Genomic DNA, 25090 nt, shown 5'->3' with positions numbered 1-25090 from the left:
GGGAACCTCTTCAATCGGCAAGCGGCAGCAGCACGATGAACTCGGCGCCGGACGGCTCAAGATTGCGCGCCCGCAGCTCGCCGCCGAACGACCGCGCGATGTGATTGGCGATGACGAGCCCAAGTCCGAGACCCTTGCCGGCCGGCTTGGTCGTGACGAAGGGCTCGAACAGGCGCGGCAGGACATCGGCGGCGATCGCCGGGCCGCTGTTGGCGATGGCGATGCGGCACTGCCCCTCCTCACGCACGGCGCAGATGTGGATGGACTTCCGCGCGGCGCCCTCGACGGCATCGAGCGCGTTGGCGATGATGTTGCAGAGCAGTTGCTCGAGCCGGATCTGATCGGCCCTGACACGAAGCTCGGGCGCGAGATCGATGGTCACGTCGACATGGCCGTCCTTCACCCGCGCGCCGAGGATCTTGAACGTCTCGGACAGGGCCTGCTCGACCGCGACGGCATCGAGCGGCGCGTTCGATTTGTAGGCGAAAACGCGCAACTGGCCGGTCAGGCGCGCGAGACGGCGGACCATCTCGCCGATGCGGATGAGATTGCCGCGGGCCTCGCCGATCATGCCGCGATCGACGAATTGCACGGCATTGTCGGAAGCGGTCTGCAGCGCCGCCAAGGGCTGGTTGATCTCGTGCACCATGCCGGCCGACATCTGGCCGAGCACGGCAAGCTTGCCGGCATGGACGAGCTCGTCCTGCGCGGCGCGCAATTCGGCGGTGCGCTCCTGCACCCGCATTTCCAGCCGATCATTGGCGGCCTGCAGCGCGGCCTGGCTCGCCAGCCGCTGCCGGATCTCGCGGCGTCGCTGCGCCAGCAGGCCGAGCGCCAGCAGCGCCACGATGCTGGCGAGACCCGAGAGCGTGCCGATGATCAAGGCCGTCCGCCGGATCGGCGTCTCGTCGTCGAGCAGCAGCAGCTGCCATTGCCGCCCGTTGAGCGGACGCTCGTCGACGCTGTAGACTGCGCCGCGCTCGGTCGCGACCTGGCCGCCGCGATCGGTCCTCTCCATGAAGGTCCAGTCGAGCGGCGCGAGGCTGGAGCTGCCATAGGGCTTCGACGTCGCGATTTCCTCGAGCGCATCCACCGAGAGCGGCGTCAACGGGCGGAAGCGCCATTCCTCGCGCGAGGCGAGAATGGTGACGCCGCGGGCGTCGACCAGAAGCATGTCGGCACCGCGGTTGCGCCATTCGCGCTCGAAGGCATCGAGATTGACCTTGACGACGGCGACGCCGATCGTCCGTCCCTGTTGCTTGACCGCATAGGACAGGTAATAGCCGGCGCGCGCGCTGGTGATGCCGATGCCGAAGAACGCGCCGCGGCCGGTCGCCAGCGCCTGGCGCATATAGGGCCGGTAGGACAGGTTGCTGCCGACCGGCGTTCCCGGCTGATCGAAGTCGGCGGCGGCGATCGCATCACCGGCGACGGTGAGGACATAGAGGTTGTCGGCGCCGGCCAGCAGATTGATCGACTTCAGATGCAGGCTGACGCTCTGCTGCAGCGCGCGATCGTCCGGCGTGCCGAGCAGCCGGAAGACATCGGGCGAGGTCTCCAGCAGCGAGGGCAGATATTCGAAGCGCGAGAGGTAGCCGTCGAGCTGCGCGGCCTCGACCGCCAGCCGCTGCTGGGCCGCGGCGTGCCGCTGATCGAGCCCGCGGGAAAAGGCAATGGCATAGCCGAGCCATGCCGCGACGCCGACCAGCGCAGCCGCCATCACTCCGCGAACGACCAAGCCCGCGCGCCTGCGGACCACCGCGGTGACGTCGGGATGTCCCTCGAGGCCGATCCGGAATGGAAGGTCCGTCATTCCCTTTTCCAGGCCCATCGCTTCCCAGGCCCATGCACCGGGCCGCGCCCGTATCCGTAATTGTGCTGCAAGTCTAAGGTCTTGCCGGGCAATAGGCGACAACAAAATCGGCCGTGCCGGCGCCCTCGGCGCGCCCGTCAGTGCAGCTTGACGTGCGGCTCGGTGCGGCGGGTGATCAGGCGCGCCAGCGTGTCCAGCGTGACCTTGGCGAGCCCGTGCAGCGCGTATTCGTGCATCTTGTAGAGCGACAGATACATCATCCGCGCGAACAGGCCTTCGAACACCAGATTGCCCCCGACCAGCGCGCCCATCATCGAGCCGACCGTGCTGAACTCGCCGAGCGACACCAGGGATCCGAAATCGTGATAGCGGTAGTCCGCCAGCGGCTCGCCCCTGACGAAGCGCGGAATCTGCTTGTAGAGGTGCGAGGCCTGCTGATGCGCGGCCTGCGCCCGCGGCGGGACGTTGCCGCGCTCGCCCCAGGAGCAGGCCGAGCAGTCGCCAATGGCGAAGACGCGCTCGTCACGCGTGGTCTGCAGGGTCTGCCTGACCACGAGCTGGTTGATGCGGTTGGTTTCCAGCCCCGCGATGTCCTTCAGGAAGTCGGGCGCCTTGACGCCCGCGGCCCAGACGATCAGCTCGGCCGGGATGACGCGGCCGTCGGCGAGGCTCACCTTGTCAGGCCCGACCTCGGCGACCTTGGCGCCGACGAGCACCTCGACGCCGAGCTTTGCGAGCAGCTTCTCGGTCTCGCGCGAGACCCGCTCAGGCAACGCCGGCAGCACCCGGCCCGCGGCTTCGATCAGCGTGATCCTGATGTCCTTCTCGGCGTCGACCTGGTCGAGACCATAGGCCACCACCTCGCGGGTCGTGCGATGCAGTTCCGCGGCCAGCTCGACGCCGGTCGCGCCGGCGCCGATGATCGCGACCTTCAGCTGGTGCGGCGCGATCGGCGAGGACTGCGAATGGACGCGGATGCAGGCGTTGACCATGCGCTCGTGGAAGCGCCGGGCGTCGTGCTGCGATTCCAGCTTGATCGCGTGGTCGACCACGCCGGGCGTGCCGAAATCATTGTTCTGGCTGCCGATGGCGATGACGAGCACGTCATAGGGGATGGTCCGCCGCGGCGTGACCTCGCGCCCCTCCGCATCGAGATAGGGCGCCACCAGCACCTCGCGCTTGTCGCGGTCGAGGCCGATCATGTCGCCGATGCGGTAGTGGAAGCCGTGCCAATAGGCCTGGGCGAGATAGTCGACCTCATGGGCCGAGAGGTCCATGCTGCCCGCGGCGATCTCGTGCAGCTTCGGCTTCCAGACATGGGTGCGGTTGCGCTCGACCAGGGTGACGTCGAGCTTGCCCCTGCGGCCGTATCTGTCTCCGAGCCGGGTCGCGAGCTCCAAGCCGCCGGCGCCGCCGCCGACGATCACGATGCGAGGGACACCAGGCTGCGCAACGGCCATCATCGAACCTCTCCAAGGGTGACCGCGGCGCGACGGCATGACTCCGATGTCACGCCGGTGACGTCGTCCCTCCGGCACCGCCGCCCCAGCCAGCGCGACCATGTTCACGATACGCCGTATCGTCGCGATGGCGTCGGAACCTGCTCGGCCTTGCGGCAACAGGCGGGATGCCTCCACGGTGAGCCCCTGCCCGCCGCTACCTTAGCAGATTATCCGAGATGTTGGCGGCATCGCGATTGGGCATGGCCGCGGCCGGCGCCACCGGCGCTGGAATGCGACGGCAGCGCCCCCACGACCGCAGGCCTATCCCGTCGTGACCGCGACTTCGACGTCGGCCGGGTCGATATCGCGATCGAGCGCGATGCGCAGCTTGTCGCGATCGAGCTCGCCTTCCCACCACGCCACGATCACGCAGGCGACGCCGTTGCCGCACAGATTGGTCAGTGCGCGGCACTCGCTCATGAACTTGTCGATGCCGAGCACGATCGCCATGCCGGGAACGAGCTCCGGCCGCACGGCCGCCAGCGTTCCGGCCAGGGTGATGAAGCCGGCGCCGGTGATGCCCGAGGCGCCCTTCGAGGTCAGCATCGCGACCAGCAGGATCGTGATCTGCTCACCGAAGGACAGGTGAACGTTCATCGCCTGCGCAATGAACAGCGTCGCCAGCGTCATGTAGATGTTGGTGCCGTCGAGATTGAACGAGTAGCCGGTCGGAACCACCAGGCCGACGACCGGCTTGGAGCAGCCGAGGCGTTCAAGCTTCTCCATCATCTGCGGCAGCGCGCTCTCGGACGACGAGGTGCCGAGCACGATCAGCAGCTCGTCCTTGATGTATTTGAGGAACTTGAAGATCGAGAACCCGGCAATGCGGGCGATGATGCCGAGCACGACCACGACGAAAGTGAGCGCGGTGAGATAGAAGGTCGCGATCAGGCCGGCGAGGTTGCCGAGCGCCTGCGGCCCGTAGCGGCCGATGGTGAAGGCCATGGCGCCGAAGGCGCCGATCGGAGCGGCCTTCACCACGAGGGCGATGACGCCGAAGATCGCGTGCGCGGCGTCGTCGATGAACGCGCGCATCGTATGGCCGCGCTCACCGAGCGTCATCAGCGAAATGCCGAACAAAATCGAGAACAGCAGCACCTGCAGGATCTCGCCCTGCGCGAACGCTCCCACCACCGTGTCCGGGATGATGTGGAGCACGAAGTCGACCGACTTCATCTCGCTCGCCTGCTTGGCGTAGTTGGCGACGGCGGCGGCGTTGCTGCTCTGGCCCTGGAAGCCTGCCCCGGGCTGAATGAAATTGCCGACGATGAGCCCGAGCGCGAGCGCGAAGGTCGAGACGATCTCGAAATAGATCAGCGCCTTGACGGCGACGCGGCCGACCTTCTTCACCTCGGAGACATGCGCGATGCCCGACACGACGGTGCAGAAGATGACCGGCGCGATCACCATCTTGATCAGCTTGACGAAGCCGTCGCCCAGCGCCTTGATCCATTCGTTCCTGCCGAGCTCGGGCCAGAGCCAGCCGACGATGACACCGAGCACGATCGCGAACAGGACCTGCACATAGAGGACCCGGTAGAACGGTTTCTGCGGCGCCGCGGCCGCTGTGGTGGTTGCAGACATCGAATCTTCTCTCCCTGATCTCACTCGGTCTATCTCTCTGGTCTGCCTATGACCCGCTTCCGCGCCGGCTCCATTGCGTGCCGGGGCAACGTCGTGCGTCTGGACGCGGGCCGCGCCGGGGGCGGACCCGAGAAGCTCGCACAGGCGGGATCGCCTGTCGCCGGGTCTCAGGTCAGGAATGAGCTGTGGGCTGGCATCCGGACGTCCCCTCGCATCTGTTGTTCTGGAGCTGGCGCTCGTTTGGCGGCTCAGTAAGCAGCAATCGTGCCAGCGGAGCGGCGCCGCATGAGGCGCCTGCATGTCCTTCAGTTTGCTACGATTTGTGAACCATCACGCGGCGCGCGACCAAGCCACAGCCCGCGACTTGTCTGGACTTCCGGAAATTTGCCGTCGCAGGCGTCCGAAACATCGGACGCGCCGGCGACATGGTTCCCACCGGCAATATCCATCCCTGCCGGTCGCGCTCGACCTGGCTGGGGCGGAGGGATCGAACCTCCGAATGGCGGAATCAAAAGTTGCGCGGTCCGCTATACAAATCAACGCGCATTCTGAAACACAGAGAGAAACCGACCCTGGGAATTCCAATAGGTTACATCGCTATTCGGAACGCGAGCCGGCCTACGGACTGCCAAATCGGTCTCGAACCACTTCCCGGGTTGCGGGCGCGTCAGGGCAAGCGTCAAGAACAGGGCGAATGACCAATGAGCCATCATTGGCTATTCTCGCGCCTTGATCGCAAACAAGAGGCGTCCGCGGCGCCGGTCCCATCCGAGTGTTGAACTCGGCTATTGGCTTCGCCAGAAGTTGCCGCGGCTGCAGAGTAGATGATGGCCAATTCCATGGGCGGCTAGCGAGCCCAGGGCGACTTTGGAATCTGAGCGATCGGAGTTAACTCTCAGCGCGCCAATCGAACACCGGGCTGGTCGCCATCGATGAATTGCACGCCTCCCGCCTCCAGGGCGCGCCTGACGGCCGCCAAATTGTTGATTGACGGGATCCGGCGGCCTTTTTCGCAATCGCGAATGGTACTCTCACTCAAATTGGATCGAGCAGCCAATTCAGCCTGAGACCAGTCGAGCAGACCACGAGCTGCCCGAGATTGATCGGGAGTCATCAAACAGCCATTTCATGGGCAACGATCGCCGGCTCGGAAAATTCCTCCATGCGGCGGTTGGCCAACTGCGACAAGGAAATCGTTGCCGGGATGGAGACCTGCTCGGCCAGCCGAACGCCGGATGCGGTCAACCTACCTTGCTCATGACGTTGACCAGATCGGCATCGGCAGGCGCATCGGCAGGAACCAGGGTCGGAGAGGTCGCACGTTGTGGCCGCACGGACTGAGCCGTGGCGACAACGCTCGAGCGGCCGACGATGATGTGGGCGGTGATGACAGCCGGAACGCCGAGCCCGAACGCAATGTGGACCGTGCTGATCCAGGGCCGAAGCGCTTCGGATCCGACGTAGTAGAGCCCGAACGCCGTCGCGATGAGCAGACCATACATCGCGAGGCTGACGATACCGGTCGCTCGATTCTTCCCGGCACGCCACGCGCGCTGGACGTGCATGGGACCGAGCGCCCCAAGCAGCATCAGCGTCACCATTGCAGTTCCGCCATGCATGCTCAGCAGGTATGCGGCGGCCTGCTGCCACATCTCGCTGTCCAGCTCCGTGCGGGTCTTCATCTGGTCGGCATAGATCCACAGCGCGCCGCTGGCGAACAAGAGCCCGAGAATTCCGTAGAGGGCGAACCGAAACAAGCCTTTAAGCCGCATGCTGGTGAACTCCTTGCCAGTCCGGTGTCGTATGAATGTCGCCGTTCGCCGCAATCAACATGGCGCTCGCCTGGAAGCGCGCCAATGACGCCGCGGACTGCTCGCCGGCGACCATGACGACCTTGGTCAGCGCGTCGGCAACCATGCAGGTTGGCGCGCTCACGGTGGCGCCGTGGGCCGCCCCTGTGGGCAGCCGGGTCGAAGGCGTGACGACCGCTGTATCCATTGTTTCCGTCGATCGAAACGGGTCGAAGCGGCGCGCCGACGACGCGAGCGCCCCATTGCTTACTTCGACCTGGCACAAAAGCCTGTCCGGGAAACGCGGGTCGCGAATGTGGACGATGCGGGCATCGGGCCCGAAGGCGGCGAGGTCCCCACCTGCATTGACCATTGCGGAGCGCACGCCGCGGCTCTGCAACGCCGCGATCGCGCGGTCCACGGCGAACCCCTTGGCGATGCCGCCGAGATCGATCTTGACGGCGGAATCGCGGAAACGGACGCGGTCGTCGGCGAGCAACTCGATCGCAGTCGACTGCGGGACATCCGCTTGCGCCGTCGAGCCCACAGACGGCCTTCCCGCGCCGGCGACGGCAACGTCGAAGGCGCCGTCGGAGTGATGGGTCACATCGAGCGCCATCTTCAGCACGGCGTAGGTCCAGGAATGCACCTTCACGACGCCGCTCGATGCCGCGCGGTTCAGCCGCGACACGTCGCTGTCGGGATCGTGGAAACTCATCAGCCGATGCACGTCGGTCACCGCGGAAAACGCCGCTTCAACGGCATTCTCCGCATCGCAGCGGCGTGCATCCGTGACGTCGATCTCGACGAATGTCCCGAGCAGAGCCCGTGCTCGTCGAAGGCTAGCGGAAGTGGCTGGCATGATACGACAGCACCTTCTTAACGCCCTCGGTCAAATGGGTCGAGGACAGCGTAGCGCCCGAGATGTTGCGAATGTCGGAGTTGATGCGAAGCTCGTTCTGACTGCTCTTGCCGACGAACTGACCGAGCCAGCTGGCATCGTGCACCTCGCCGCCATAGGATTCGCGATAGTTCAGAATGTCGACGCGACGCACCCGCCCGTCGGGTCCGACGGCAACCGTGTAGTCGATCAGGAGGTGCTTGCCAACGACGTGATCGTAATAGAAGTAGCCGCCATTGCTCGACTTCCAGACCCGGCCCGGCTGGACTTCGGAAAAGCTGGCTCCCGGAAAAGCGGCCTTCTGCGCCTCTTCGACGCTCATGTACTGAATGGCATGGGCCGGTGCGGCGATCGACATGACGGCCACGGCGGGCGCCGTCCATTTCAACCAATCGCTCATCTCGTCCACCTCAACTTTGTTTCCATGGTACGCCCTCCCTCGCCGAACGCATTTTCGTCTTCTCAGGGCATCGATCGCTGTCAACCTCTCCTGCGAAGCCGTCTAAGCCGCAGCAGCGACGCTCCGAACCATCCAGTTCAGTGCGACGATGAACCCGAGCGATCGATCACACTTTGCCTCGGCAACAGCCCTACCCGTTCGCGGGTCTGCCTCCGTCCTTGCGACGTTCGCAACCACGCGCGCTGCAAATGGCTCCGAATGTCAGTCGAGAGAGTAGTGTTTCGATTGCGGCGAATTGCCGCGTCGATGTTGGCGATTTGCCGGAGCGGCTGGGGAATAACAATGTTGCTGCAGATCGCCACATCGCGGGGACCGCGCTCGCGCAGCTTGCGGCACGCGAGCCTGACATTTCAAAGTCATGCAAAGACGTTTGCAGCCGTTTAGATCGATTCAAAATGCGTAATCCCATCTTCGAACAGGAGCTGGAAAGCGCGTCGCGTTTGGCAGGCGATCGTCCTTCGCGGCGGTAAGGCGGCCGCGCAAGAGCATCGCTGCGCACAAACGAAGGTCGGCGCCGCAGATGTGGCGCCGACCCTGTGAACGGCATGGCAGAAGACCGCTGCCGCAACTACCACGGCATCTGGTTCATTGCCTCCCATGGATTGCCGCCATAGGGCGAGGGCACGACCTTGATCTTCGCCATCATGCCTCCGTCCTCATGTTCGAGAATATGGCAGTGATAGACGAACTCGCCGACCTGTGAGAACGGGATATCAACCACCACGGGCTTCGACGTGCACTGCCCGTTCCGCCACTGCTCGATGCTGCAGACCCCGCTCTGGGATTCCATTACTTCCGGGACGTTCGGAGTCGCGACGCCGAGCGGGACGTTGTCCTGCAGCATACCCCCGCCGATGCTCCTGTTCAGCGATACCGACAGCGGCGTGTTCTCTCCCGCCTTGCTGTTGACGGTCCGGAAGCGCGTCTGGTGAATGTGGAAGTTGTGATTTTCCGTCGACAGCTGCACCAGCTCCCAGGTCTCGTGGACGGGGCGCTGTCCCGGCGCGAGCGGCAGACAGACGATGTTCTGCGACGGGTCGAACTGGCTCACCGGGAGCTGGGTGCCGGGCACCGGGTTGCCGTTCTGATCGACCTCCTCATAGCCGAGACCGAAGGTGCCGTCGTCGGTCAGGTCGGCGATGCCGAAGAAGATCCGGCGGCGATGCCCCGCCGGCAGCGGACGGCAGCCGGCACGCAGCGGCGCGGCGTTCGCGTACGGCACCTTGGCATCGAGGATGCCCGACGGCTGCATGGTCGCCAAGGCGTCTCCCCTGATGTCCATGGCGTAGGCGATGTGATTGCGCCAACCGCGCTGGTGGAAGTGCACCTTGGCGAGATCGACCGCCGGCCACTGATCGCCGCTACCCATCGTCAATCCGGCCATCTTGAAGGTCGCGGAGGCGGACCGCCCAAGGCTGGCGATGGCACCTGTCGCGGGATCGCGATAGGTGACGAACACCTCGGTGCGCGAGCTCGGCATCATGACCATCTGGGTGACGCAGACCGGCTTCGAATGAAAGCCCGACGTTGGCGACGGCGGACAGGGAACGACCCTGAAGCGGGCGCCGCCGAGACGAACCATGGTGTCCATCGTCGTATCCTGCGGCAGGTTCACGCTCACGCCGTCGACCGAGATCAGCTGCATGACCATCGGCTTCTGCGTCTCGTCATCGGTCAGCTGAAGATTGTAGGACAGGCTGCCGGACGCATTGGTGAGCCGCCAGACCTCGCCATCGGGATCGGTGACCTTGATCTTCGGGAACGTCTGGCCGTTGACCGTGAAGAACCATTTGCCGCCGGAGAAGTTGGAGCCGCCATCGGCCGACAGATCGACGCCCGGGCACGCCCCCTCACGCACTTCGGAGCTGTCTGCCGGAAACTGGGCGCAGAAGCCCGGATCCTGCTGGTTGATCACCTCGCCGGGCTGGACGTCCACCGGACCGCTGTCGAACTGCACCGGGCCGCCGGGCGCGACCTGAAGATCCTTCAGGATCAGATGGCGCACGCTCGCGTCCGGAAACGGCGAATGCCTGGCATCGCCATGCGCATAGTCCGAGACCTCACCGACCGAGATGATGCCCGCCAGGCCTTGCGAGACCTGGTTGAGCGAAATGCCATGAATGTGCGGGTGAAACCAGAACTGGCCCGACGGGTGGTTGCGCGGAATCTCGATGCGGTAATCCGCGGAGTCCATCTTGTTGGAGCCGTGCTGATGGGTGGTCTGCGGCACCGGCATGCCGTTGGCCGAGTTGAAGATCTGAACGAAGACGTAGTCCCCGAACGTCTGGTCGGTCAGCGTCGGCGCGCGCGGCTCGACGATCAGCCCATGGGTATGCAGGTTGGTCGGATTGCGAAACAAATTGGCCTGGCCGGGATCGGAGTTGTGATTCACCTTGGCCGGGTCGAGCTGCGGCAGCTGGTTCACCAGCCTGATCTTCAGCGTATCCCCCTTCTGCAGCGCCAGTCGCACGCCACCATAATCCGCCACCGCGGCGCCGGCAGGACATTTGTCGCCTGAGGCCGGCCGCCGACAGATCTCGTAGACCCAGCCGGTCGGGTTCATCGGCGAGCCCCCAGGGGGCTCATAGGTGATCGTCGAGATCGGCTTGGGGCGCGCGATCATCAGCAGATCGAGCACGCCATGCCAACTCCTGAACACCGTCGGCTCGGCCAGATCGTGGGCCTGCGCCGCAGGACCCGCAACGGTCAAACCGGCCAACATCGCGGCCGCCGACGTCAGTAATCGCAGAGTTGGCTTGCGCACACGCCCAACTAACATGCCTGATCCCCATCTGGCTCGAGATACACCGGTAGGAACGATCGCCGTCCCCGGGATGCGGAATTCGAATGAGCAGTCCGAACTCATCAGCCGATCTGCCGCATCGTCCCCTCGGCCTTCGTCGCCATGTCGGGTGGCTCCTTTGTGACGTTTTCTTTCGCTTTGTGAGAATTGCCGACCGGCGTTTAAGAATCGATCTAACTACACGTCCAGACGCCTGCGTTGTGCGCGTGGCGGACAGCAGCGACACAAAAACGACAACCAGCTCTCGTAGCTCGCCATGAAGCTCATGAGATCGTGTCGGACGCGAACGCTGCTGGACATGTTTGTGAGTGCCCCGCTCCGAGGAGACCGAACGATGCTGCTTGCTGTTGTTCTCGCATGGGCCTGCAACGTAACCGGCATGGCCTGTGGAGCACCGACCACCGAGATCATCCAGAAGGCCTATGAGCAGGAGGCGCCGTCATCCGGCGTCCGCCACGACAAGGGCCTCAAGATCGTCGAGGCGACCTGCGACAAGGGCGACGTGGGCGGGCGTTTCCTGTGCCAGGTCTCTTTCGTATCGGAGGACGACCCCGACAAGCGCCTGTATTTCGACATCGTCTCCGCGGCTCTCACGGACAAGGGATGGGTGCTGACGAGCGGATTGTGCAAGCGCTGAGCGCCATCGACCGAGAGCCGCATCGCTTTTGTCGGTGCGGCCTGCCGGCGCCTATCGTCACGCTTCGATCCAGATCGGATCCATCCTTACAATTGACGGCGTCCCGAGCGTTGGCGTTGATGCATCCGGAGCAGCCTCGACTCGGGCGACAGAAAGGGCGGCCCTGCTTGAGCCAGCGGAGGCGCCGTGGGGGTTGACGGCATCTGGGCAAAGCTTTCGCTAGCTGAATTCGTCGGCTGGGCCGGCGCCTGCGCCGGCAGCAGCGTGAGAACGGTGACGTCCTCGCCCCGTTGCAGCGTGACCGATCTCGCCTCGACGAGACGCAGCGTCCACCCCTGATAGTCCGCGCCGGTTCTGATCCGCAACGGCGTCTTGCTGCTCGTATCGACGAACACCGCAAGGCCGCGGTCCCCGTTCACGACGGTGCCGACGAGCGCGAGTTGCGGCCGTTCCGGTGCGGGCGGCTCCTGCACCACCGGAGCCTCCACGACGGCCGGCAGCGGAGCCTCCGTCGGCGGAGGGCGGCGAGACGGCGAAAATAGCGGGCGCTCGCGCGTCGCCGACAATTGCTCGAGCGGAATGCCCCATAATGGGTTGCCGGTTCGCGATGGCGTTCGCTGCGCGATGGACGAGGCTTGCGCCGGTCCGCTCGGCTGTTCGGCGGAGACCGCTCCCGAGACGTCCAGACCGGTCGAATGGGCGATGCCGAACGCCGACGCCACCGCCAGAACGCTGCAACAGCTGATCATGCAAAGCTTGGCGCGACTGCTCATTGCGGGCCCTGCCATTGTCCGGAGACCGTCATCAGCACGCGTAGTTTTCCGCCGGATGCCGCCGCGGGCGCGTTCCCCTCGACGACCAGTTCGTCGACGAACAGACAGGGCATGCCGGCCTCCAGATCGTAGAGGATCGGCTGCAGATCGGACTGACCGGCCTCGAAGCTCGCGCTCCCGCTGATATGACCGTCCTTGGCGCGGGGGCCCTGCACATCGAGCTGCGACGACGACACGCTGCCGCCGTGACGCGTCACCACGTCGCCGAGGCGCTGCAGCAGCGCTGCTCCTGCCACGGTCACCGTCGGTCCTTCGAGAAAGGCCGATCCCGTCATGCCGGCATCGCCGTTGCCGTCCTGACGCGCGGCCGCCATGCTGTGGGCGTCGAACAGGTGGAGTGTATCGGCGAGCGAGATCACTTCGCTGCGCTGATCGATCATGCTCTTGATCGACAGCACCGTGACCGAGATCAGCACGATCAGCAGTCCCGCATAGGCGGCGGCGGCGATCGAGGGCGATGCGGAATTGTCCGTGACGAGCTTTGCGACGCTCATGTGCCAAGTCCAAAATGGGGCTTGATGCCCGCTTCGATATGGAACCGTTGTCCGGGATCGTCAGCCGAACGCGTGGTCGGCGCGAAGAAGGTCGCGCGCGTGAAGTGCGCCGACTGCTCGATCAATTTGACCAGTGCCGGCGCATCCTGGGTCATTCCGACGATTTGCAGTCTGTCTTTCTCGATCCGCAGCTCGGTCACATACGTGTTGTCGGGCAGTATCCGGGACAGCGCCTCCATCAGCACGACCGCCGCGGGGCTTTCCTGCTTGCGTCGCATCAGGCCTCGCAGCGCGGCGTTGTCGGTGCCCTGCAGATCGAGGCGCAGCGCTGCGCGCCGCTCGGATATCCTCCGCGTGAGCTGGCCTTGCTGCTCGTCCAGCCTCTCGCCCAGCAGGCTCCCCGCCGCGAAAGACAGCGCCGCTGAGATTGCGGCGACGATCAACAGAGCGGCCAGGACCCGACTGACACGGCCGACGTCGAGCGATCCCCCCAGGCGCTGCTCGGTCAACCTCGTTGCATTGGTTGCGGTGAGCCGGTCGTCGACCGGCATCGGCGCCGTCTCAGGCGCAGCAAACAGGATGATCGATCCAGCCCGCCAGGACTCGGCGAGGCGAATGAGAGATTCCAGATTCGGCCTTGGCGCGGCGATCACGGTTGTTTGGATGCGCTCACTCGATATCTCGACCGGCGCAGTCCTGCCGAACACGGCCTCATGCGCCGACCACGGCGTCAACCGGTCGAGTTGCGAGCGGACCATGGCATCGAGAAACTCGACGGCGCGCCTGGGCAGATCCAGCGGCCGCCAGAGAAAACGGTCCGGCCTCAGCACGACTTCGATCCGGCTGCCGTGAACGGCCGCCTTCCAGCTCTCCGGAGGCGCGGGCAGGCTCGCGTCGCCGTCCGGCAGGAGAATGCGACAATCGGGCGGGACGGATCGCCCGGGTCGCGCGAGCATCCGCATGATGAAGACGTTCCGTTCAATCTCGATCAGCCGGACAGACGGCTTGATCTTGAGCCGGCCCATCGCGGCCACCACGGCTTCGGCAACGGAGCCGATCCAGCCCGCCAGTTCGCGGCGCACGCGCGTCGACATCGTCATCTCGGCGCCTTTCCTGTTGGCCGAAGCATCCCCGGAGTGTTGACATCATCGCGCCACGCCAGGACGCGGTAAGGATCCTCACCATCGCCCAGCAGGATGACCGCTTCCGTTGCAGCCCTGCGACCGCCGTCAAAGCCGATCGTGACCCACACGCGGACGGCATCGGCGACCTCCAAGGTCGCTCCGGCGCGCGCCGGCCCCAGCGCCGCGTTGAGCGACCTGACGTCGCGGCGCAGGCCGGCCCGCTGATCGAGGAAGCTCTTCAACTGCTCCTGGGTCATCCCGGGAAGCGCGGCCACCACCTCGGGGGCGGCCTCCAGCGCGTCGATCTCGCGCCGGCCGCTGAAGACGGTGACGAAGGACATGGCTTTGTCGACCAGCGGCGGCGGCAGGTTGAGCACCAGCCGAAGCTCCTCGACGTTTGCGAACGGCGCGGAGCGAGGCATGTAATCCGCGCCGGCCGTGCGATAGAGATCGCGCTCTGCGTCCGGAAAGTTGTCGGCCGGCGGTGTCCTCCAGCCGACAATCCGCTCGGCATACTCGCCGGCTTTGTCAGCGCGCGCGCCGAGAACCTCGAACAGATTGGCCAGCATCTGCCTGGACGCCTGGTTGAGATCGATTCGGGCGGCTTCCGACCGGAACGCGACCGAGACCTGCGCATGATCGAGCCGGAACGAAAATGCCCCGGCCGCGGGACGCTGCGGCTTCGGCGATGCGGACAATCTGTAGGCTGCAAGCTCCAGGCCTGCCGAGGCCAGCGCCGCCGATCGCAGGCGAGCATCATCGAGCGACAGGCGTTGAGAGGTGCTGACGAGATAGACGGACAAGGCTCCTGCCAGTCCAGCCAGCGAGACCAGGAGCCACAGCACCGCAACGAGCACGAAGCCGCCTTCCCGATCATCGGGATCCGGATCTCGCGGGTGCTTCTGTCGCCACATCATCATTGCTTCGATGCTGTGGAGGCGCGCCCGACCGTTGCATCGGCCGAGAGCGAATGTCTGTCGCAGGTGGGGTCCGCGGGCCGGCAGACGCTGTCGGGCGGCGCCGAAACACGAATGACGGCGATCCGTGACAGCGACGGTGCGCTTGCGCGGCTTCCGTCGTGCACCGTCACCCGCACGGCCGCAGGCAGCCTTTCTGCATTCTGCCACGATGGACTCCAGATCCGGTCTGTCCCCGCATAGGCAAACGACACCCGGTACGGCGCCGTCAGCAGCACCACCGGATCACCGAAATCCCGGGCGGACGCACTGCCGGGCGCGAATGCCGCGCGGGTGCGGGTCAACGCCGCGCCATCGCCGCCGCCTTCGGTGATGCGGACCACGTCCAGTCCCCGGCCCCGATGCGGTCCGAGCGCCGTTCGGACGAGCGTGATCGACGTCTCCGATCCGTCGAACAGAACCGACTTGGCCTGCCCATCCGGCTTGATGAATTCGGAGGCCGCGATATCGGCGCCGATGCGATCGAGCGCCATGCTGATGGATTCGCTGCGCTGGATGCGATACAGGCCGCGATCCCAGTTCGGCAGCCATTGCGATGTGATCGCGAGCAGCGCGGAGATCAGCAGCCCCATCAAGACCATGGCGACGAGGACTTCCACGAGGGTAAAGCCGGCTTGAGCATCGTTGGTCCGCGTCGCCATCACTCGGCCCGCCTTCGAAACAGCCGGATGGTTTCCAGCTCCATGGTCGCGCCCGATGGCGATCGCACCTGGAGCACGATCTTCATTGGGATCCACGCCGACGCGCTGTCCGGTGCGCCGCCATCGATTGCGAATGGCTCCGCTTGCGCGCGCCAGAGATGTGCCGTCGACTCCCCGGACTGGGTCGGCGATGCCGGCGGCAGGCGGGACGGAAAGGCCAGCCACAGCGCGTTATAGGCCGCCTGTACCAGAGCGACGTGCTGCTCCAGCTTCCTGCTGCCGCGCGCCGAGGACCCCATGAGCGCGCCGATGGCGACGAGCGACACCGCCATGATCGCGAGCGCGACCAATGTCTCGATCAGGGTAAATCCTGCCGTCGGCCTATCGGTTCGACAGACCAGTGCTCGGGACAATCTCGATCCCTCCTGTCAGCCAGTTGACGCGAATTTGGTAGCCCGCATCGAGATGGGTGAGCGTGATGACGCCGCCGCACGACATGCCCGATCCGAAGAAGCTGATGGTCTGGATTGCGGGCCGATCGTCGCAACGACGCGGCAGCACCGTCTCGACCCGCACGTCGGTCGGCAAGCGAACGACCTGCCCGTTCGCGCCCGAGCTAAGCGAGCGCGCCTGCGCGTCGATGCGAGTCACGACCTCCAAGCCTCGCCTGATTGCGGCGTTGCGATCGGCCTTCAACAGCGCAGCAGCCTCGATCGCATAGGCCTCGAGTTGCGGCCGCGAGGTCTGCCGCGAGACGGCGGGGACCGCGACGGACGCCAGCAGCGCGACGATCGCAAGCACACAGACCATCTCGATCAGAGTGAAGCCGGCCTCGCAGCCGTCACGGCCAACCATCGCTATTTGGCACCCATCGTGATCGACGAACAGATGTCGGCGGCGAGATCCACGCCGCCCTCCTGCCCGTCCGATCCGTACGACACGATTTCATAGGGCACATGCTGTCCGGGCGACCGGTAGACGTAGGCGTGATTCCAGGGATCGCTCGGGACATTTCCTCCCTTGAGATACGGACCCGCCCAGCCTGCGATGGTCGAGGCAGGCCGGACCAGCGCGGTCAGACCTTCCGACGAGGTCGGATAGCGGCCGGTGTCGAGATAGAACAGATCGAGTGCGCTCGAAAAACTCTGAATTTGAATCCGGGCGGTCTTGACGCGGGATTCGTTCAGGGAGGACAGCACACGCGGTCCGATCAGACCCATGATCATTCCGATGATGGCAATGACGACCAGCATCTCGACAAGCGTGAAGCCGCTCTGAGGGTCGTCGCGCGCAATGTTGGTCCGCCGCGCGGTACAGCTGATCCCTGACTGTTTCATGCGATGATCCATCTTGTTCTACCCGACGAGTTGCGTCACCGACAGCAGCGCGGTCATCACCGAGACGATGAGACCGCCCACGACGGTGCTGATGAGAATGATCGCGGCCGGACCGACGATGCCCACGATGCGATCGAGGCCGCGCTGCAGCTTCGCCTCGTAGAACTCGGCGATGCGGCCGGCGAGAACCGGCAGCTGTCCGGTCTCCTCGCCGATCCGGATCATCCGCGTGGCCATGGCCGGCAGAATGTTCGTCGCCGCCAGCGCTTCCGATAGCTTGCCGCCCTGACGAACGCGGTCGGCCGCTGCGTTCCACGCCGCAGCGCTGCCGGTGGCCGCCATGATGTCGACCAGGACGCGCAGCGTCGCCGTCAAGGTCAGCCCGCTGCCGAGCAGGATCGCGAGATTGCGGCAGAATACGCTCGTGCGATACGACGTGAACACGGTCGCGAGGCCCGGAAGCTGGCAGACCCGCGCGATCACGGCAGCGCGCACGCTTGCGCGGCCAAGGAGAAGGAGAGCGGCAGCAATCAGCGCGCTCGCCGACAGCGCGATCGCCGCGCCGTTGCCACGGACGAAATCGGAGATGTCGAGAAACGTGTTGATGGCAGCGTCGGACCTGGCGCCGAAATCGCGCAGCACCGCCGAGAACTGCGGCAGCACGACGATGAAGAAGAACAGCATCACCAGAAGCGCGGCGATCAGGACGAACAGCGGGTACTGCATCGCGTCGCTGAGTTTGCGACGCATGGCTTCCGCGCGTGCCCGCTCGGCGCCGAGCACATCGAGCACGTGATCAAGAGTGCCCGAGACCTCCCCGACCCGCACCAGCGCGACATACATCGCGGGAAACTGCAAGGCATGATGCGCCAGGGCTTCGGCGAAGCTTTCTCCAGCCAGGACGCTGGATCGCAACCGGCTGACGATCGGACGCAGCCGACCGATATCGGCATCGCCAGCGAGAAGCTCGAGCGAATCCTCGAGCCGGGCTCCGGCCTTCAACAACAGCGCCAGATCACGCGTGAAGGTCGTGACATCGCCAGGCGTCGGACCGCCGAACAGCGCCAACGCGTCGCGGGCGAGGACGCTCGCGGCCTTTTCCTCGACCGTCTCGATCGGCAGCAGCCGCAGATACTCGATCCGGTCGATCACCTCCTTGGCCGTCGCAGCCGAGATCGTGCCGTGCACGACGTCGCCGTTCTCGGTCAGTGCGCGATAGCGGAATCTGCTCACCGGCTCACCGTAACGTTGTGACGCGCAGGATCTCCGCGACCGACGTGGTGCCGGCCCGGCACTTCGCGACACCATCGTCGAGCATCGTGGTCATGCCGTTCAGAATGGCGCTGCGGTCGATCACGGCCGCATCGGTCGTGCCCTGGATCAGTGACCGGATCTCCGGATTCAGCTCCAGAACCTCGAAGATGCCGAGCCGGCCGCGATAGCCGGTGCCGCCGCAGTGCTCGCAACCCGCCGGCTCGTAGACCGTCTCGCCGACGTCGAAGCCCACCGCGGCGTAGCGCGGGTCCGCGCAGAGATCGTCGGCGCCGAGCATCCGCTTCGACCTGCAGCGCTCGCACAGCCGGCGCACCAGCCGCTGGGCGATCACCGCGCGGAGCGTCGAGCGCAGCAGAAAGTCCTCGACGCCGAGATCGAGCAAACGCGGCACAGCAGCCGCGGCGTTCTCGGTATGCAGCGTGGTCAGCACGAGATGGCCGGTCAGCGCGGCATGGACCGCGACGTGGGCGGTCTCGCCGTCACGGACCTCTCCGACCATGATCACATCGGGATCCTGCCGCACGAAGGACCGCAGGGCGGAGGCGAAGGTCAACCCGATCGATGGCTTGACCTGCGATTGGTTGATGCCCGGTATCTCATACTCGACCGGGTCCTCGATGGTGAGGATCTTGCGCGTGGGCTCGTTGAGGATCGACAGCGCGGTGGCGAGCGTGGTGGTCTTGCCGCTGCCGGTCGGCCCGCAGATCACGATCATGCCGTGCGGCAGCGCCAGCAGGCGGCGCAGCGATCGATCGTCGTGAGGGGAAAAGCCGAGCTTCTCGATCGCGAGCAGACCCCGATCCTTCGGAAGCAGCCGGATCACCGCCGACTCGCCATATTGCGTAGGCATCACGGCGACGCGCACGTCCAACTCGATGCGGCCGATGCGAAGCCGCGCAGCGCCATCCTGAGGCAGGCGCCGTTCCGCGATGTTCAGCCCGGCGACGATCTTGATGCGCGAGATGACGGCTTGGGGCAGCACGCCGGACGGCTCAGGGAGCGGCTTCAGCAGGCCGTCGACACGCATCCGGACCGATAGCCCGCTCCGCATCGCCTCGACATGGATGTCGCTGGCGCGCAGCTCCACCGCCCGCTCGAACAGATCGTTGACCGCGCGTACCACCGGCGCTCCGGTGGCGAGGTCGCGCAAGCCCTCGATGTCGTCGTCGCCCAGCTGCGGCTCAGCCGTTTCGTTGCGCGCCGGTACCTCGTCCTCGCCGGCGAGCCGGTTCAGCGCCGTGGCAACATCCTCGGCGGAGGCGACCACCAGTTCGACCGCCCTGCCGAACACCAGCTCCGCGGCGCGTAGCGCTGCGGTGTCGCGGGGATCCGCCACCGCAAGGCATGGTCCGTGCCCGGCGGATTGGAACGGGAAGACCATCGTCTCCCGCAGGAAGCGCCGTGAAAAATGTTCTGTGAGCGGTTTGGACGCCAGCAAATCGGACAGCGCGATCCGAGTCAATCCGAGCTGCCGCGCGATGTCGTCGGCGGACTCGGGACCGGCGGGATTGGTCGCCGTCGATGATCCCATCCCCGCGCTTTTCTGCGCCGCAGCGCCGACCCGTCCAGCGGCGAGCCGGACCGGCCCCCGGCCATCCTGCAGATCGTCGGCCAATCGTAGAGGAGGAGTCGAGCTCATGGCGCGTCCCGTGACGGATCGTTGTCGATCACCTCATTGTCGAGGTCTGGATTGTTGAGCAGTTCGTTCTCGATACCAAAGATGACCCTTCTACGGTCAGCTGATTAGAACAACTACAAACCCGAAATCGATGCGGTCGCGCGAACTCCGCCGGGCTGCATCGGCCGCCATTCGAGCGCGAGCCGCTGGCCGTCGGCGATCTGATCGGGCGACATCTTGAACGCGACGGCGTCCCGGATTCGCAAATAAGGCTCGCGCAGACGATTGGGCGCTGCGGCCGCCGCAAGATCGAGCCATTTGTAGGCCAGCACGAGGTCCTGGCAGGCGCCATGCCCCTTGTCGTAGCTCAGGCCCAAGAGGTGCTGCGCCGTCGGGTCGCCGCGCTCGGCGGCTCCGATATAGAGCTCGACCGCCGCCTCGTAGGACTGCGGGACGCCGAACCCGTTTTCATACATGTAGCCGAGCGCGGTCATGGCGGGCGGATGTCCACTCTGCGCCATCGGCGCCAACCCTGCGGCCGCCCTGACATAATCGCCGCGCGCCAGCGCGGCCCACGCGTTTCCGCGCGGCCGCGCATCGGCCGCGGCGATGCCGAAGGCGAGCGCCAGAACAGCGAAGGCCGTCGTCGCATGCCGCATCATCGACTGACCCGCGGTGTCTGAAGCGCACTCGTCGAGACCGGCCTGATCGTGCCGCGCAGCTTGGAGCGCAGCTCCTCCGCGACGTAGTGGGCGTCGGTGCCGTCGCGGATGATCTGGGGGCGAATGAAGATGATCAGCTCGGTCCGCCCGCGGCTGCGGTCGTTGTTGCTGAAGAGGTCGCCGAGGCCCGGGATCTGGTCGATTCCCGGAACGCCGCTGCGGCTGCCCTGATGGGTTTCGCTGATGAGACCGGCCAGCAGCACGGTCTGGCCGCTGGCAACTGCCACCGAGCTCTTCACCTTGCGCTGCGCGACCGTCGGCGTGAGGCTGTTGGCGGTCTGCGGCGAGACGTTGCTGATCTCCTGCTCGATCTCCAGCCGGACGTTGCCGTTCTCGTTGACCCGCGGAGCGACGCGCAGGATGATTCCGGTGTTGCGGTAGTCGATCGTGTTGACGACCGTGTTGTTAGTCGTGAGCACCGTGGCGCTGCCGGTCGAGACCGGCACCTGGTCGCCGACCTGCAATGTCGCCGCCTGGTTGTCGATCACCACCAGCGACGGGTTGGACAGCACCTTGACGTCGGTGACGGTATGCAGCGCGCTGAGGATCGCGCTCGGCTGGGATTCCGACCCGACCAGGAAATTGAACCCGGGAAAAGCGCGGCTGAGAAAGGCGTTGGTGATCGTTCCCGCGGCCGAGGCGACCGTTGCCGGCGCCGATGTCGAGGTGGTGTTGAGCACTGACCCCTGGTCGGGTCTCAGGCCGAGGTTCTTGCTGGTGAGATAGGCCTGCACGCCGTAGTTCAGCGAATCGTTGAGCGTGACTTCGGCGATCGTCGCGTCGATCGCGACCTGCAGCTGCGGACGATCGCACTGACGCAGGGTGGCTTCGATCAGCCGGTAGTTTTCCCTGTCGGCATAGATGAGAAGCGTGTTGTTGACGACGTCGGGCGTGATCCGCACGCCCTCCATGAGCGGCTTGCCGCCCGAACCCGATGCGCGCGATTCCGATCCCGTATCAAGGCCGGCCTGGGTCGGCGGCGGCGCCCCGCCGAAGCCGCGGTTGGCGACCAGGCCGGCGTTGCCCTGCTGCTGGCTCGCGAAGCCGCCCGACTGGGCCGTCGTGCCGGCGGCCGAGAGCCGTTCGCTGCTCGAGCTCGACGATGCTCCGGACCCGGGAGCGAGGTCAGTCGACGATCCCTCGGCCGCGCTGCCCGCGTTTCCGGTGAACATGTCGTTCAGCACCCGCGCCATCTGGCGCGCCTCGCCATACTTGACACGGTAGACATGGACGCTGTTGCGCAGCGTGTTGCCGGCATCGAGCCGCTTGATCCAGGTCTCCGCCGTATGCAGCAGCGCCGGCTTGCGGCTGATGACCATGACCGCGTTCATCCGGCTGACAGTCTGGAACTTGACCATGTTCTGGCCGAGCCCGCTGTCGCCGGTGTCCATGATCTTCTCGAGCTCGGCGACGATCGGCTCGGGATTGCCATTGACGATGGGAAAGATCCCGACCGACTGTCCGCGCATCCAGTCCGCATCGAAGCTCAGCGCGGCATCGATCGCGGTGCGGCGCTCGGCGCCCGTCCCCTGGATCAGCAGCAGGTTGCGGCCGGGATCGGCGCGCACCGTGCCGGGCTTGAGTGCAAAGCTGTCGAGCAGCTTCAGCAGTGTCGGGGCGGAGACATATTGCAGCGGCAGCACGGAGATGCCGTAACCGGGCTCTGCCGAGCCTCCGGCGGGATCGACGTTGCCGGCACCCACTGCGTCGCCGAGTGGAATCAGCCGGTATCCGGAGTTGTCGCGAACCAGCGCCGTCCCCGAGAGCCGGAGCGCGTTCTCGAGCACGTAGGCAACGTCCGATTTCGGGACCGGGCGCACCGAGGACAGGCTGACCGTTCCCTGGATCCTTGGATCGATGGTGTAGCCGACGCCGAGGACGTCGCCGAGCACGACCTTCGCCACCGTCGCGATCGGCGTATTCTCGAAGTTCAGCTCGAACCCGTTGCCAACCGGCTGCGAATGCGCGGCCACCTGCTGGATCGGGAGCGAGCCCGCGGCCGGCGCTTCCGCTCGCGCGTCCCTGGCATCTCGTGCATCGTCATTGCCGCCATAGATCTCGGCCCGGGCACGCCGCGCCGCCGGCGACTGCTCCGGCATGGCCTGCCTGGGATAGCGCGGCGAAAGGTCGATCCGGCCGACCTTGTCAAGCACGTCATCGCCGCGGCTATCGCTGCCGAGCGTCGCCGGGTTGCAGCCCGCCAACGCGATCGACATCGTGAGCAACGTTGCGAGCGTGCGGCATCGCAGCCAAGCTGCGCTCAAATCAGCAATCTCAACCACTCGCCCGCCCACCCGATCTGCCGAGTCCGTTCTACGTTTCGAGGCACACCCGGGCGGAGAGCGGTCGCGCTCCGCCCGGGTGCTCCAACCTGTGTCTTGCGAAGAGAAGCCGCTGCCGGCAGGCCGACGGCCCCTGCTCGCGTCGGTCGGCTACCAGAGCCAGCCGACGCCCGCGAGAACCCGGTCGGACATCGCCCCCGCCGCGCTGTGATCGATCACCTTGGTGTAGTTCAGCTTGTAAACCAGGCTGGGATTCGGAAACACGGCAAGGCCGACATCGTGGAACGTCATGTCACCACTGCCCGTGATGTTGTTCAGGCCGTTGGTGAGATCGGAGCCGAGCATGCCCGACGTCTGGAAGTTCTGTCGGGTATAGCGATAGAACGGCACGATGTCGTAGTCGTTGGGCGCCCTGAAGTGGTAGGCGATCTCGCCGGAGTAGCCCCACATGTTCTTGCCGACGTTGTTGTCGTCGACGAGATCATTGTTGGCGCGGAGGTTCTCCGGATTGGAGAAGTTTACGTGGGCATATTCAGCCCGCAGCTCCAGCCCGGTGTTCGGAACGCGATAGCGGGCCTCGGTATTGAAGATCGTCATCGCGTTCTTGCCGAGCGGCACCTCGCTGCCGTCCGGCAGCGTCGCATAGGCGCCCCGCGGCGTGACGTTCGGCGAATAATAGATCGCCGAGCTTCCGGCAAAGCCGGGAAGGAACGACGGCGTGTAGCTCAGCCGCAGCGTATAGGCGAGCTGGTTGCTCAGCTGCCGGAAATCGCCGATCGGCGCTCGCGAGAGCGCGAGCGCTTCCGAGCCGCTGATGCCGCCTTCATAGCCGCCCGGATTGATATGACCATTGTCGCCGCGATGATCGAATCCGTCGCCGAAATCCTCCGCGCTCTGGCTGACCTGGAACTGATAGTTCAAGCCGTCGATGATTTTGCCGTGAAACCCTGCCGATGGCGCGTACCACGTCGTCGGGATCAGGCCGTTGGCAAGCTCCGGCCGCTGCACGCTGTAGAACAGCGTCGGCTCGTGATACAGGTTGGTGAAGGAGATCGGGATGAGATCGATACCCGGCGAACGCAGGGTGAAGTGGTCGTTGAACTTGATGTCGAAGAAGGCCTGCTCGACCTCGACCGCACCATGCAGCTTGTCGTCGTTATCGAATGCGGTGCCGCCATGCTCCCATTCCAGCTCCGCGTTGAAGGTGATGGAGTCATTGACCTGATAGGTTGGCAGCAAGACAAGGCGGGCCATGTCGAAGCCGTTCTGCCACTGACCGTTCGCTGCGGGATTTTGCATCGAGCCGAGCTTGATCTCGCCGTACATGCCGATCTTCATGCCGGGGACCGGCGACGGCGCGGCGCCGAACAGGTCTCTGCTGGGCTGCGGCGCAGGTGCTTTTAGATCTGCTGCCGGCAGGAATCGCGGCTTGGAATCCGAATCGGCGAACGCTGCCGCCAGCCGTGATGCCGGGGATGGCGATGGTCCGGCATCAGCCCCCTTCGACCCACTGTCCCTGACGTCCTTCGAGTCGGCGAGCGCCATGGCGGTGCCGACCGGCTGGCTGGACGCAGCCTGCGCGTTGTCGGAGGCTTTCGCACCTCCGGCACGCGCGTCCTTGGCGCCGATCAGAGGCATCGGGTCGGCCGGGCGGCGAGATGCAAGTGATGCGGACTGTCCGACGCTGGTCGTCTTCTTTGCCTTGGCGTCCTTGAGCTCGACTTGAAGACTGTTGATGCGCTGCTCCATGGACTCGAGCTTCGCCATCAGCGCTTTGACGGCTGCCCCGTCCGTGGACCGCGCCGAGCCGGCGTCGGCAGCCTGGGCTGCTGCGGCGCTCAACGCCAATGTCGATACGGCGGCAAGCAGAGATGGCAGGAGTCGGTCGCGGCCGCGAAGCGGGCCGCCGCCTTTGCCAATACTCAAAGCGCCGTCGTGTGAAGACGCGGAGCAATCTGCGCGCCTTCCGCTGCAGCTAATCAAGACCATCAGTCAAACCTCCCCATGATGATGCGCGGACGTGCATCCCCTTCGCCCGCGCCGCCGTGAGCACAGAATTCGTGCGCGACTGCGAGCCATTCGCGCTAGAAGCCCGCGATGTCGATACTTGGGCTCGTCGGAGATGCTCGCGTGTCAGCACTTGGGCGGCGCTCGTTGCGCGGCGGAGACGCGGCTGGCCTACCAATCGCTTGGACGCCTGCCGAGATCTGGCTAAGTGTTTTCAGTCATTGATAATTGCTGCTGGGTTCATGCCCGGCGTGCGGAGCGTCGGGCGGCGCAGCGTAGGGCTGCATTCA

Annotated in this window: 23 protein-coding genes; 1 reads left to right on the top strand and 22 read right to left on the bottom strand. The window is 65.4% G+C overall.

Annotated features, from left to right (window positions below):
* Nucleotides 1-10: 10 nt before the first annotated feature.
* From QX094_RS22820 to QX094_RS22780, 9 genes are all read right to left on the bottom strand, one after another.
* On the bottom strand, nucleotides 11-1813 hold the full coding sequence (locus QX094_RS22820) for an ATP-binding protein (protein ID WP_316188137.1): 1803 nt from the start codon (nucleotides 1811-1813) through the stop codon (nucleotides 11-13).
* A gap of 137 nt (nucleotides 1814-1950) precedes the next feature.
* Nucleotides 1951-3273, bottom strand: coding sequence for an NAD(P)/FAD-dependent oxidoreductase (locus tag QX094_RS22815; RefSeq protein ID WP_315715806.1), 1323 nt, complete (start codon nucleotides 3271-3273; stop codon nucleotides 1951-1953).
* Nucleotides 3274-3576: 303 nt separating this feature from the next.
* A complete protein-coding gene (locus tag QX094_RS22810; protein ID WP_315715597.1) occupies nucleotides 3577-4899 on the bottom strand; it encodes a dicarboxylate/amino acid:cation symporter in 1323 nt (440 codons plus the stop codon).
* Between the two features lie 895 nt (nucleotides 4900-5794).
* The gene (locus QX094_RS22805; RefSeq protein WP_316174716.1) at nucleotides 5795-6013 is read right to left on the bottom strand and encodes a helix-turn-helix transcriptional regulator; all 219 of its coding nucleotides are present in this window, start codon (nucleotides 6011-6013) and stop codon (nucleotides 5795-5797) included.
* Nucleotides 6013-6144, bottom strand: coding sequence for a hypothetical protein (locus QX094_RS22800; protein ID WP_316174718.1), 132 nt, complete (start codon nucleotides 6142-6144; stop codon nucleotides 6013-6015). Before QX094_RS22800 ends, QX094_RS22805 begins: the two co-directional genes overlap by 1 nt.
* Entirely contained in the window at nucleotides 6141-6671 is a 531-nt protein-coding gene (locus QX094_RS22795) for a hypothetical protein (protein ID WP_315828123.1), read from the bottom strand. Before QX094_RS22795 ends, QX094_RS22800 begins: the two co-directional genes overlap by 4 nt.
* Nucleotides 6661-7551 (bottom strand): FAD:protein FMN transferase, encoded by an 891-nt coding sequence (locus QX094_RS22790; RefSeq protein ID WP_316186020.1) that lies wholly within the window; start codon nucleotides 7549-7551, stop codon nucleotides 6661-6663. Before QX094_RS22790 ends, QX094_RS22795 begins: the two co-directional genes overlap by 11 nt.
* Nucleotides 7532-7990 carry an FMN-binding protein gene (locus tag QX094_RS22785; protein WP_315752014.1) on the bottom strand — a complete coding sequence of 153 codons (459 nt, stop codon included), beginning with the start codon at nucleotides 7988-7990 and terminating at the stop codon, nucleotides 7532-7534. The genes QX094_RS22790 and QX094_RS22785 overlap by 20 nt, the downstream gene beginning before the upstream one ends.
* A gap of 628 nt (nucleotides 7991-8618) precedes the next feature.
* A complete protein-coding gene (locus QX094_RS22780) occupies nucleotides 8619-10613 on the bottom strand; it encodes a multicopper oxidase domain-containing protein (RefSeq protein ID WP_315715804.1) in 1995 nt (664 codons plus the stop codon).
* A gap of 574 nt (nucleotides 10614-11187) precedes the next feature.
* Between QX094_RS22780 and QX094_RS22775 the strand changes: the two genes are divergently transcribed.
* On the top strand, nucleotides 11188-11490 hold the full coding sequence (locus QX094_RS22775; protein ID WP_315715593.1) for a hypothetical protein: 303 nt from the start codon (nucleotides 11188-11190) through the stop codon (nucleotides 11488-11490).
* 86 nt (nucleotides 11491-11576) lie between these two features.
* Here QX094_RS22775 and QX094_RS22770 read toward each other — a convergent pair whose 3' ends face one another.
* From QX094_RS22770 to QX094_RS22710, 13 genes are all read right to left on the bottom strand, one after another.
* On the bottom strand, nucleotides 11577-12212 hold the full coding sequence (locus QX094_RS22770) for a hypothetical protein (protein ID WP_315715592.1): 636 nt from the start codon (nucleotides 12210-12212) through the stop codon (nucleotides 11577-11579).
* A 47-nt stretch (nucleotides 12213-12259) separates the two neighbouring features.
* Nucleotides 12260-12817 carry a type II secretion system protein GspM gene (gspM, locus tag QX094_RS22765; protein WP_315715591.1) on the bottom strand — a complete coding sequence of 186 codons (558 nt, stop codon included), beginning with the start codon at nucleotides 12815-12817 and terminating at the stop codon, nucleotides 12260-12262.
* Nucleotides 12814-13917 (bottom strand): PilN domain-containing protein, encoded by a 1104-nt coding sequence (locus tag QX094_RS22760; RefSeq protein ID WP_316186019.1) that lies wholly within the window; start codon nucleotides 13915-13917, stop codon nucleotides 12814-12816. The genes gspM and QX094_RS22760 overlap by 4 nt, the downstream gene beginning before the upstream one ends.
* Nucleotides 13914-14861 (bottom strand): type II secretion system protein GspK, encoded by a 948-nt coding sequence (locus QX094_RS22755; protein WP_316186018.1) that lies wholly within the window; start codon nucleotides 14859-14861, stop codon nucleotides 13914-13916. The genes QX094_RS22760 and QX094_RS22755 overlap by 4 nt, the downstream gene beginning before the upstream one ends.
* A complete protein-coding gene (locus tag QX094_RS22750; protein WP_316186017.1) occupies nucleotides 14858-15559 on the bottom strand; it encodes a prepilin-type N-terminal cleavage/methylation domain-containing protein in 702 nt (233 codons plus the stop codon). The genes QX094_RS22755 and QX094_RS22750 overlap by 4 nt, the downstream gene beginning before the upstream one ends.
* Nucleotides 15559-15972 carry a type II secretion system protein gene (locus QX094_RS22745; protein ID WP_316186016.1) on the bottom strand — a complete coding sequence of 138 codons (414 nt, stop codon included), beginning with the start codon at nucleotides 15970-15972 and terminating at the stop codon, nucleotides 15559-15561. Before QX094_RS22745 ends, QX094_RS22750 begins: the two co-directional genes overlap by 1 nt.
* Nucleotides 15941-16414, bottom strand: a complete 474-nt coding sequence (locus tag QX094_RS22740; protein ID WP_316186015.1) for a prepilin-type N-terminal cleavage/methylation domain-containing protein — start codon at nucleotides 16412-16414, stop codon at nucleotides 15941-15943. Before QX094_RS22740 ends, QX094_RS22745 begins: the two co-directional genes overlap by 32 nt.
* Before the next feature lie 2 nt (nucleotides 16415-16416).
* Nucleotides 16417-16896, bottom strand: coding sequence for a type II secretion system major pseudopilin GspG (gspG, locus tag QX094_RS22735; protein ID WP_316186014.1), 480 nt, complete (start codon nucleotides 16894-16896; stop codon nucleotides 16417-16419).
* A gap of 18 nt (nucleotides 16897-16914) precedes the next feature.
* Nucleotides 16915-18129: a type II secretion system F family protein gene (locus tag QX094_RS22730; protein WP_316186013.1), complete on the bottom strand. Its 1215-nt coding sequence runs from the start codon at nucleotides 18127-18129 to the stop codon at nucleotides 16915-16917.
* A 4-nt stretch (nucleotides 18130-18133) separates the two neighbouring features.
* Nucleotides 18134-19810, bottom strand: a complete 1677-nt coding sequence (locus tag QX094_RS22725) for a GspE/PulE family protein (RefSeq protein ID WP_316186012.1) — start codon at nucleotides 19808-19810, stop codon at nucleotides 18134-18136.
* Nucleotides 19811-19923: 113 nt separating this feature from the next.
* Entirely contained in the window at nucleotides 19924-20451 is a 528-nt protein-coding gene (locus QX094_RS22720) for a tetratricopeptide repeat protein (protein WP_316186011.1), read from the bottom strand.
* Nucleotides 20448-22805, bottom strand: a complete 2358-nt coding sequence (gene gspD, locus QX094_RS22715) for a type II secretion system secretin GspD (protein ID WP_316186010.1) — start codon at nucleotides 22803-22805, stop codon at nucleotides 20448-20450. Before gspD ends, QX094_RS22720 begins: the two co-directional genes overlap by 4 nt.
* A 138-nt stretch (nucleotides 22806-22943) precedes the next feature.
* Nucleotides 22944-24782, bottom strand: coding sequence for a porin (locus tag QX094_RS22710; RefSeq protein WP_316186009.1), 1839 nt, complete (start codon nucleotides 24780-24782; stop codon nucleotides 22944-22946).
* Nucleotides 24783-25090: the final 308 nt, after the last annotated feature.

It is taken from the genome of Bradyrhizobium sp. SZCCHNS1050 (assembly GCF_032484785.1).
Taxonomy (GTDB): Bacteria; Pseudomonadota; Alphaproteobacteria; order Rhizobiales; family Xanthobacteraceae; genus Bradyrhizobium.
The sequence above is the reverse complement of the archived record's forward strand: the minus strand, read 5'-3'. Positions and strand labels throughout refer to the sequence as shown.